Source organism: Nocardia lijiangensis NBRC 108240 (assembly GCF_001613045.1).
Classification (GTDB): Bacteria; Actinomycetota; Actinomycetes; order Mycobacteriales; family Mycobacteriaceae; genus Nocardia; species Nocardia lijiangensis.
The window spans coordinates 38,664-47,351 of the sequence record NZ_BDBP01000050.1 but is presented as its reverse complement, the minus strand read 5'-3'; the positions used below and the strand labels follow the sequence as shown (position 1 = coordinate 47,351).

General features: G+C 69.8%; 11 protein-coding genes. 4 read left to right on the top strand and 7 right to left on the bottom strand.

The window, feature by feature from the left end; genetic code table 11:
- Window positions 1-93: 93 nt before the first annotated feature.
- From NL1_RS19680 to NL1_RS19665, 4 genes are all read right to left on the bottom strand, one after another.
- Window positions 94-561, bottom strand: coding sequence for an AMP-binding protein (locus NL1_RS19680; RefSeq protein WP_067841406.1), 468 nt, complete (start codon window positions 559-561; stop codon window positions 94-96).
- Between the two features lie 193 nt (window positions 562-754).
- Complete coding sequence (locus NL1_RS19675; protein WP_067841404.1) at window positions 755-1,960, bottom strand: FAD-dependent oxidoreductase; 1,206 nt, start codon at window positions 1,958-1,960, stop codon at window positions 755-757.
- A gap of 211 nt (window positions 1,961-2,171) precedes the next feature.
- On the bottom strand, window positions 2,172-2,822 hold the full coding sequence (locus NL1_RS19670; protein ID WP_067841402.1) for a PadR family transcriptional regulator: 651 nt from the start codon (window positions 2,820-2,822) through the stop codon (window positions 2,172-2,174).
- A 127-nt stretch (window positions 2,823-2,949) separates the two neighbouring features.
- A complete protein-coding gene (locus NL1_RS19665; protein WP_067841439.1) occupies window positions 2,950-3,585 on the bottom strand; it encodes a TetR/AcrR family transcriptional regulator in 636 nt (211 codons plus the stop codon).
- A 144-nt stretch (window positions 3,586-3,729) separates the two neighbouring features.
- On the opposite strand from NL1_RS19665, the gene NL1_RS19660 reads away from it, so the two are divergent.
- Complete coding sequence (locus NL1_RS19660; protein WP_245673396.1) at window positions 3,730-4,680, top strand: sigma-70 family RNA polymerase sigma factor; 951 nt, start codon at window positions 3,730-3,732, stop codon at window positions 4,678-4,680.
- A gap of 43 nt (window positions 4,681-4,723) precedes the next feature.
- Here the strand turns inward: NL1_RS19660 and NL1_RS19655 are convergent, their stop codons facing one another.
- Window positions 4,724-5,356 (bottom strand): TetR/AcrR family transcriptional regulator, encoded by a 633-nt coding sequence (locus NL1_RS19655; protein ID WP_067841400.1) that lies wholly within the window; start codon window positions 5,354-5,356, stop codon window positions 4,724-4,726.
- Window positions 5,357-5,499: 143 nt separating this feature from the next.
- Here NL1_RS19655 and NL1_RS19650 point away from each other — a divergent pair, with 143 nt between their 5' ends.
- From NL1_RS19650 to NL1_RS19640, 3 genes are all read left to right on the top strand, one after another.
- Window positions 5,500-6,375, top strand: coding sequence for an oxidoreductase (locus NL1_RS19650; RefSeq protein ID WP_067841398.1), 876 nt, complete (start codon window positions 5,500-5,502; stop codon window positions 6,373-6,375).
- Between the two features lie 75 nt (window positions 6,376-6,450).
- Entirely contained in the window at window positions 6,451-6,909 is a 459-nt protein-coding gene (locus NL1_RS19645) for a transcriptional regulator (RefSeq protein ID WP_067841396.1), read from the top strand.
- Window positions 6,906-7,289 (top strand): DUF3817 domain-containing protein, encoded by a 384-nt coding sequence (locus tag NL1_RS19640; RefSeq protein WP_067841395.1) that lies wholly within the window; start codon window positions 6,906-6,908, stop codon window positions 7,287-7,289. The genes NL1_RS19645 and NL1_RS19640 overlap by 4 nt, the downstream gene beginning before the upstream one ends.
- A 12-nt stretch (window positions 7,290-7,301) precedes the next feature.
- Here NL1_RS19640 and rdgB read toward each other — a convergent pair whose 3' ends face one another.
- Together rdgB and rph are read right to left on the bottom strand one after the other, a co-directional pair.
- The gene (gene rdgB, locus NL1_RS19635) at window positions 7,302-7,910 is read right to left on the bottom strand and encodes an RdgB/HAM1 family non-canonical purine NTP pyrophosphatase (protein WP_067841393.1); all 609 of its coding nucleotides are present in this window, start codon (window positions 7,908-7,910) and stop codon (window positions 7,302-7,304) included.
- Window positions 7,910-8,683 carry a ribonuclease PH gene (gene rph / locus NL1_RS19630; RefSeq protein WP_067841392.1) on the bottom strand — a complete coding sequence of 258 codons (774 nt, stop codon included), beginning with the start codon at window positions 8,681-8,683 and terminating at the stop codon, window positions 7,910-7,912. The genes rdgB and rph overlap by 1 nt, the downstream gene beginning before the upstream one ends.
- Between the last annotated feature and the right edge of the window lie 5 nt (window positions 8,684-8,688).

The window sequence follows — 8,688 nt, the reverse complement described above, 5'->3', positions numbered from 1 at the left end:
GTACTTCCCCTGGAGAGTTTAGCTCCGCACACTGGTCGACAACTCGAAATCCGCATGTCAGGAAGGATTTCCCGGGCGGAAGGCGGCGTGTCGTCAGGACGCCTGCCGCAGCGGCTCCCGCTCGGCGTCGGTGATCGGGGCGTCCGAGCCGGTGAGGTAACGGACCAGCATCGATCGATCGTCCAGCACCAGCCAGCCGATGGCCTCGGTCAGCTCGCCGCGCAGCGCGGTGGTGGTGACGCCGATCGCGGCCGCGTCGACCTCGCTCGAAGCAGGCCCGCGAGACGAAACGAGCACCGGGGTCGCGCCGGACTTGGCGACGGCCCGGCGGGTGACGGCCGCCTCGATGGTCGGCTCCACCGCCATCGCGACCGTGGCGCCCGGTCCGGCGCCCATGCCGAGCAGCACCCGGGCGAGCCGATTCGACCAGGAGTCCAGTTCGCCGTACGTGAGATCGAAGTCGGCGGTGGACACCGCGATCGCGGCCGGGTCGAAGCGGTCGACCGACGCGAGCGCGCCCGTCCTGGTCGGAACGGAAGGTGCGATGGTTTCGGTCGGCATTGCGGTGCTCCTCGGGATTCGGGCGGCGTCTCGTTGTGACTTCCAATGTCGTCGTCCGAGGCCGTCGCCGACAGGAACCCCAGTGCTGCCTCCCCACCTCCGAGGGTGAACGATTCCCCACCCAAGGGGGATACGCGAACCGCCGGTCGCGAGCGGATTTCGCGACCGGCGGTGACGAGGAACTGGCCAAGGATCAGGCGCTGACCAGCTCCGATTGCACCGGGGCGTCCCAGTCGATGCGGTAGCGCTGTTCGGAGCCCATCGTCTTCTCGGGGTTCATGACCGTCTTCACCATCAACGGCATGAGCAGATTCATCATCTTGCGCCCCACCGGACCGGGCGTCTTGCTGTGGTTGATCTTCGCGGCGCGCGCCGCGATGCCCTCCACGCGTTCCCGGCGCAGCCGCTCGTAGGCCGCGAACGCCGCGGCGGGCTCCGGCAGGTCCCGCAGGCACCTGGCCAGCTGCACCGCGCTCTCGATCGCCAGCGACGCGCCCTGCCCGGAACTGTTGGACGGCGAATGCACCGCGTCGCCGACCAGCACCATCCGTCCGCGGTACCAGTGCTGCACCGGCGGCATGATGTGCAGGCCGCCGGTGACCTCCAGCTGCTCCGCGGTGGTGGAGCGAGCCAGTGCGCCGCCCGGCGTGTCCTCGGCGTAGGTGTCGCGCAGGATCGACAGCCAGTGCTCGGCCGGGATCGCACGGGCCTCGGTGAGCGTCAGGTACTGCTTGTGCGGCAGGTTCGCGCCCCAGAAGACGCGCCCGTCGGCGGCCGCACCGTACAGGTAGTAAGCCCGCTTGCCGAACGCGAAAACCATGGTGTCGGAGGGTATTCCGGCATCGCATTCGACCGTGGCGCCGAAGCCGAGCATGCCGGTGAACTGCGGTCCGGGCGCGTTCGGGTCGATCAGGCCGCGCACGGTCGACCGGATGCCGTCGGCGCCGATCAGCACGTCCGCCGTGGCGGTGCTGCCGTCGGCGAACCGCGCGGTGACGCCGTCGGTGTGCTCGTCGACGCCGACCAGCCGCTTCTCGAACTCGACAGGCACGCCGGCGGCCACCGCGTGATCGTGCAAGGTCTGGTGCAGTGCGGCGCGGTCCACCATTTGCAGCGGCGGTTCGCCGCGCAGGGCGGGCAGGTGGTGATGGTGGCCACCCACCGAGAGGATCATCTTCGACACCGGCTGCGCGATGCGGCGCACCGGATCGCCCGCGCCGATGAGGTCGAGGGCGGCGACGCCGTTGGGTGCAAGCGCGAGCCCGCTGCCGATCCCGTAGGAGGGGCCGGGGTAGGCCTCGTAGACGCGGGCGTCGATGCCCGCCTTCAGCAGGGCGGTGGCCGCGACGGGGCCTGCGATGCCGCCGCCGATGACGAGCGCGGAACGGATTTCGGACATGGGGTATCTCCGTCTGTGAGTCGGGTTGGTTTGCCCGAACCGATCCGCGTACCGCACACCCAGTTATCCTGTGGTTGCCAGCCTCGTGGCCGGGTGCGCTCGTGCGGGCACGGTTCGAGACTGTTTCATCGGGCTCGGCGGCGGTGTTGCCGCACCTCCGCCGGGCTCGGTCTCGAGTACGTCCCTCCCGGCTACGGCCGGGCGAGGGTGACTACTTCGGTTCCTGCATCCCCCTCTCCACCATCTCGACGTAGTCGGACGGCGCCATGCTCCCGGCATGGATCTGCCGCCACATGGGCAGGTCGGGGAAGGTGCCGTCGACGAGTTCCGCGCGCCAAGAGCGGGCCCACACGGCCTCGGCCTCCAGCATCGCCAGCCCGTATTCGGTCTCGATCACGAACAGCCGGGGCAACGTGCCCGCGAGCGATTCCAGCTCCCGGCGGATACCGGCGATGATCGCGTCGAGCGCGCCGATTCTGGTGGCGAGCAGCTCGATCACCTCGTCCGGGGAGAGCGCGCCGATCACCGAGAGCCCCGCCGTGAAGGCGTCGTGCTCGTGCACCGGGGTGGCGATCAATTCTCTTGTCCAGTCGGACATTTCGGCGCGACCCGCGTCGGTGATGCGGTAGATGACCCGCTCCGGGCGGGCGCCGTCGCGTTCGCTGCCGACGGGTTCGAGGAAACCGGCCTTGGCCATGTTCTGGACCACCGTGTAGAGCGAGCCCCACTTGATGTCCATGTCCTGGTCCTTGCCGCGCTCGCGCAGCTTCGAGGCGATCTCGTAGCGGTGCATCGGCCGTTCGATGATCACCGACAGGATCGCTAGCGCCAGCAGATTGTTCACCTTGCGCTTCGTGGCCATGACACCTCCTTACTCGTCTACGAATATACGTCGGCGAGTATTCGTGCGCAAGTATCTTTCGCGCGGGTAATCATCGGAAGGCGCTGTCGCCGGCGCAGCGACACGGCAGCGAACGCCGCAGCGCGCCTCATTCCGCGCGGATCGCGTACTCCCGCAAGCCCGGTGCCAGCGCGTCGAAGGCCACCCGGATGTACTCGGTCAGCGCACCGGCGATCTCGTCGTTCGACTCGCCCGCGAGGGTGCGGCGCATGGTCTCCTCGAACAGCACCCGGTGCACGCCGCCGAACTGGGCCGCGGCCACCCGCGGCGCGATGTCGTCGGGCGCGGCGCCGGTTTCCGCGGCCAGTGTGCGGGCCAGCGCCGCCTCCCTGTCCTCGTGGAATTCGCGCAGGCGCGCCATCAACGCCGGGCTCTCGGCGATCATCCTGGCGAACTCGAGGCCGGAGAAGCCGATCACCGGGTCCCGATCGGCGGCTGCGGCGAGGTAGGCGCGCCGCAGCGCGGTCAGCGCCGACTCTCCCGGCTCGCGCTCGCGCACGATGCGGGCGAGCTGATCGACGAAGACCTCGCCCAGGTCGAGGGCGAGGTCTTCCTTGCGGGGGAAGTAGTTGGTCACCGTCATCTTGGCGACATCGGCCGCTGCCGCCACGTCGGCGATCGTCACCTTGTCGAATCCGCGCTCCAGGAACAGCAGCGTCGCCTGATGCGAGATGTTCTCGCGCGTCTGCTGCTTCTTGCGCGCACGAAGTCCCTGTTCGGTCATGTCGGCGAGCGTATCCGATCCCGACATAAATTTGTACTTGACATATTTTTATGACCGATCTAAGTTTGTCGCGGCGCCGCAGTCCGGTGGCCGACGCCCACGCAGACCACCGGACCGGCCCCTCGATCGACGGAAGGACCACCTGTGCCCCAGTTCGACTCCGCCCGCACCGCTCCCCTCTCCGAAGACCCGATGCAGGACTACCTGCGCCGCATCGGCCGCACCCCGCTGCTCACCCCCGCCGAGGAGGTGGCGCTGGCCGTCCGCATCGAGGCGGGCACGCTCGCGCAGCAGCGCCTCGACGAAAGTGCCGAAGCCGGAATCGAACTCACCCCCGCCGAGCGGCACGCGCTGCGCAGGGCCGCCGCCGACGGGCTGTGCGCCAAGGACCACATGATCCGCGCCAATCTGCGGTTGGTGGTCTCCATCGCCAAGCGCTACCCGACGCCCACCGGGGTGTCGCTGCTCGATCTGGTGCAGGAGGGCACCTTCGGCCTGATCCGCGCGGTGGAGAAGTTCGACCACCGGCTCGGGCTGAAGCTGTCCACCTACGCCACCTGGTGGATTCGCCAGGCCGTCGGCCGCGCCCTCGCCGACCAGGGCCGCACCATCCGCATCCCGGTGCACGTCGTCGAGGTGCTCAACCGGATCACCCGCACCGGGCGCACGCTCGCTCAGCACCTCGGCCGCGAAGCCACCGCGGCCGAGGTGGCCGCCGAGCTGGAAATGCCGGTGGCACAGGTCGAGGAGGTGCTACGGCACGGACGCGAGCCGATTTCGTTGCACACCCCGGTCGGCGACGGCGAGACCGAATTCGGCGGGCTGATCCCGGACGACGCGCCCGACCCTGCCGACGTGGTCGCGGCGGACATGATCCGCGGCAGGCTCGACGCCGTCCTCGCCACGCTCACCGACCGGGAACGCGAGGTGATCCTGTTGCGCTTCGGCCTGGACCGGGGCGAAGCCCGCACGCTGGAGCAGGTCGGCACCGCGCTCGGTGTCTCCCGCGAGCGGGTCCGTCAGCTCGAGGCGAAGGCGCTGGGCAAGCTGCGCCTGCCCCAGCGCGCGCGGCGCCTCGAAGGCATGCTCGCCTGACACGGCGACGGCGCGGCCGCCGGACGCCGGATTCCGTTGCCGATCAGGGGGTTTCGATCAGCGCGATCGCCACCGGAACCAGCAGATCGACCAGCGCCTCCACCGGCGGCCGCGGATCGCAGAGCAGCCATTCGTGGGTGAGTCCGTTGATCGCGCCGATGAGAGCGCTCGCCGCGAGTCCGGGTCCGCCGCGAATCCGGCCGCCGGGCACGACCCTGGGCACCACAGCCGATTCGAGTACGGCCGCCCAGGCGTGCCTGCGTTCGCGCCGGTGCCGCTCCATCCGCTCGCTGACCCCGACCACCTCGATGAAGGCCACCTTGGCGCGGTACGGATCGGCGCCGAGCGAGCCGAGGTAGGCGCCGAGCACCGCGGTCATCGCGGCGCTCGGGTCGAGCCGGGGGTCGAGGGTCGCGAGGGCGCCGCCCACCGCGGCGACCGCGTCGGCCTGGATGCGGTCGTAGGCCGCGACGAGCACGTCCTCCCTGGCCTCGAACTCCTCGTAGAACTGGCGCTTGGACAGTCCGGCGGCCGCGCACACGTCGGCCAGCGAACATTCCGTGTATCCCCGTTCGGCGAAGATGCGCGTGGCCGCCTCCAGGAACCGCAGCCGCCGTTCCGCCTTGCGTTCGGCGACGGCACGCCCGCCGTATTGCCTCCCCACCGTCGTTGTCACTTCTTCACCGTAGCGAACGCCACGGCGGGGTAAGGTCACCGAATCCCGATCCAGCCCGCGACGAAAGTGTCTGAGTCGATATTCGGCGCGGCGGCGCGGCGAGGCTCCTTCCCCCTGAACTTACTCCAGAGTAAGGTTGCCTCATGGCGTGGAAACCTACCGAAATCCCGGACCAGACCGGGCGCACTTTTGTCATCACCGGCGCCAACGGCGGCCTCGGCGCGGAGACCACCAAGGTGCTGGCCGCCAAGGGCGCGACCGTCGTCATGGCCTGCCGCAATGCCGCGAAAGCCGAGGAGGTGGCCGCCGCGATCCCCGGTGACGTGCGGGTCGCCGCGCTCGACCTCGCCGACCTGAGCTCGGTGCGCGCGTTCGCCGAGCAGTCCGGCGAGATCGATGTGCTCGTCAACAACGCGGGCCTGATGAACATCCCGTTCTCCCGGACCGCGGACGGCTTCGAGACCCAGTTCGGCGTCAACCATCTCGGTCACTTCGCGCTGACCGGGCTGCTGCTCGACCGCATCCGCGACCGGGTGGTCACGCTCGCCAGCATCGCGCACAAGCAGACCCCGAAGCTGTGGATCGACGACCTCAACTACGAGAACCGCCGCTACCAGCGCAATCTCGCCTACGCGCAGGCCAAGCTGGCGAACCTGATGTTCGCGCGGGAACTGCAACGCCGCCTGGCCGAGTCCGGCTCGAAGAAGCGCTCCTACGCCGTACACCCGGGTGTCTCGGCCACCGATCTGTTCGCCAGGACGGAGACGCCGCTCGACCGGGTCAGCAAGCCGTTCATCCGGCTGATCGGGCACGCGCCCGCGAAGGCCGCGCACTCGACGCTGTTCGCCGCCGCGATGCCCGACCCCGATCCCGATATCTACTGGGGTCCGACGCGGTTGTTCGGCAGCCAGGGACCGGTCAAGCCCTCGTCCTCCACCAAGCTGTCGAAGAACCCCGGGTTGCAGCGACGGCTGTGGGAGGAATCCGAGCGAATGACCGGGGTCACGTACAAGTTCTGAGCGCGCTCGACGGCGGGGAGAGCCGAGGCCGACCTGCTCCTACGCACCCTGTAGTAGACAGGTACCGTAGTAGGCGTGTCCGCTTCTCCCCGCCGCTCGGCACACAATCGCCCGGCCCTGATCGTGCTGGTTATCGTGGCCGCCCTGGCCTGCCTGGCGCTGGGCTGGTGGCAGTGGGAGCGGTTCGAGTCGTCCAGCGGAACCGGCCAGAATCTCGGGTACGCGTTGCAGTGGCCGTTGTTCGCCGGGTTCGCGGTCTTCGCCTATTTCCGGTTCGTGCGACTGGAGACCGAGGCCGACGAGCAGCACACGCCGGCCGCCGCACCGCGGCGGACGGACTCCCCCACCAAGAAGCCCGCGCCGCGTGAGATTCCGGCGGGCATTCTGCCCGAGCGCCCCAAGGCCGCGCGCGACGACGACCCGGCGCTCGCCGAATACAACAAGTACCTGGCCGCGCTGAACGCCGAGGAACTCGACGACCGGGTTCGCCGGGCGGGCCTTGACACCCGCAATACCGAGAGGAGCGCCGGTTGAGCGCCAGCGAGAACGAGACCACTGTCGCCACCGAGCCCCAGGCCGCTCCCGCGCCTGCCGCGGCGGCGAACACCGCCAAGATCGCCTCGGCCCTGCTGCGCTACCGCGTGCTCGCCTGGACCACCGGCCTGTGGCTGCTGCTGCTCACCGGCGAGATGATCGCCAAGTACGGCTTCGGCGCCGAGACGCCGAGCTGGATCGCCGTCGTGCACGGCTGGGTGTACTTCATCTACCTGATCGCCACCGCCGACCTCGCGGTCAAGGTGCGCTGGCCGATCGGCCGCACCGTCGGCACCCTCATCGCGGGCACCGTCCCGCTGCTGTCGTTCTTCGTCGAGCACACCAACGCCAAGCAGGTCAAGAACGACTTCGGCGTCTGAGCCGCGTGGGCGTCAGCCCTCGGCGAGCGCGGCCAGCGCGGGCAGCAACTGCCGCAGCGCCCGGCCGCGATGCGAGGCCGCGTCCTTCTCGGCGGGCGTGAGCTGGGCGGCCGAGACCTCGCCGCCCTCCGGGACGAACAGCGGGTCGTAACCGAAACCGCCCTCCCCCACCGGTTTCCGTGCGATGACGCCCGGCCATTCACCGCGCACCACGAGTTCCGCGCCGCCGGGCGTCACCAGCGCGCAGGTCGAGACGAAGCGCGCGCCGCGCCGCTCGTCGGGGACGTCGGTGAGCTGGCCGAGCAGCAGCGTGTTGTTGGCGGCGGCGTCGCCGTGCCGCCCCGCCCAGCGAGCCGAGAGCACGCCGGGCATGCCGTTCAGCGCGTCCACTTCGATACCGGAATCGTCGGCGACACAGGGCAATCCGGTCGCTGCGGCGCCGTCACGGGCCTTGGCGAGCGCGTTCTCCTCGAAGGTCGCGCCGGTCTCGGGCGCCTCGTCGTAGGGCGGCACGTCGTCCAGGCCGACGATCTCCACCCCGGCGACGCCCGCCTCGTCCAGAATGCGGCGCAGTTCCTTCAGCTTCTTGGCATTGCGGCTGGCGACCAGGACCCGGCTCATCACTTCTTCTTCGACGTTTCGACGGGCTCCGGCAGCACGCCGGGATACGGCAGCGCCAGCGCCTCTTTCTGCACCGTGAACAGCTGCTCGCACCCGGCGAGTGCGGAGTCGAGGAGCTTGTCCAGGGTGGAGCGCGGGAAGGTGGCGCCTTCGCCGGTGCCCTGGATCTCCACCAGGGTTCCGGTGTCGGTGGCGACGACGTTCATGTCGACCTCGGCGCGCGAATCCTCCTCGTAGGGTAGGTCGAGCCGCACCCGGCCGTCGACGACGCCGACGCTCACCGCGGCGATCGCGCACGAGATGGGCTGCGGGTCGGCCAGTCCGCCGGAGGCGCCGAGCCAGGTCACCGCGTCGGCGAGCGCCACGTACGCGCCGGTGATGGCCGCGGTGCGGGTGCCACCGTCGGCCTGGAGCACGTCGCAGTCGATGGCGATGGTGTTCTCCCCGATGGCCGCGAGATCGATGCAGGCGCGCAGCGAACGGCCGATCAGCCTGCTGATCTCCTGGGTGCGCCCACCGACCTTGCCCTTCACCGACTCCCGGCCGGAACGGGTGTGGGTGGCCGCGGGCAGCATCGCGTATTCGGCGGTGAGCCAGCCGAGTCCGGAGTCGCGCCGCCACGGCGGCACGCTCTCGGTCACGCTCGCCGTGCACATCACCCGGGTCTGACCGAACTCCACCAGCACCGAACCGGCTGGATGCGTGGTGAATCCACGGGTGATCCTTACCTCGCGGAGCTCATCGTCCGCCCTGCCATCGGCTCGTCTCGACACGTGGC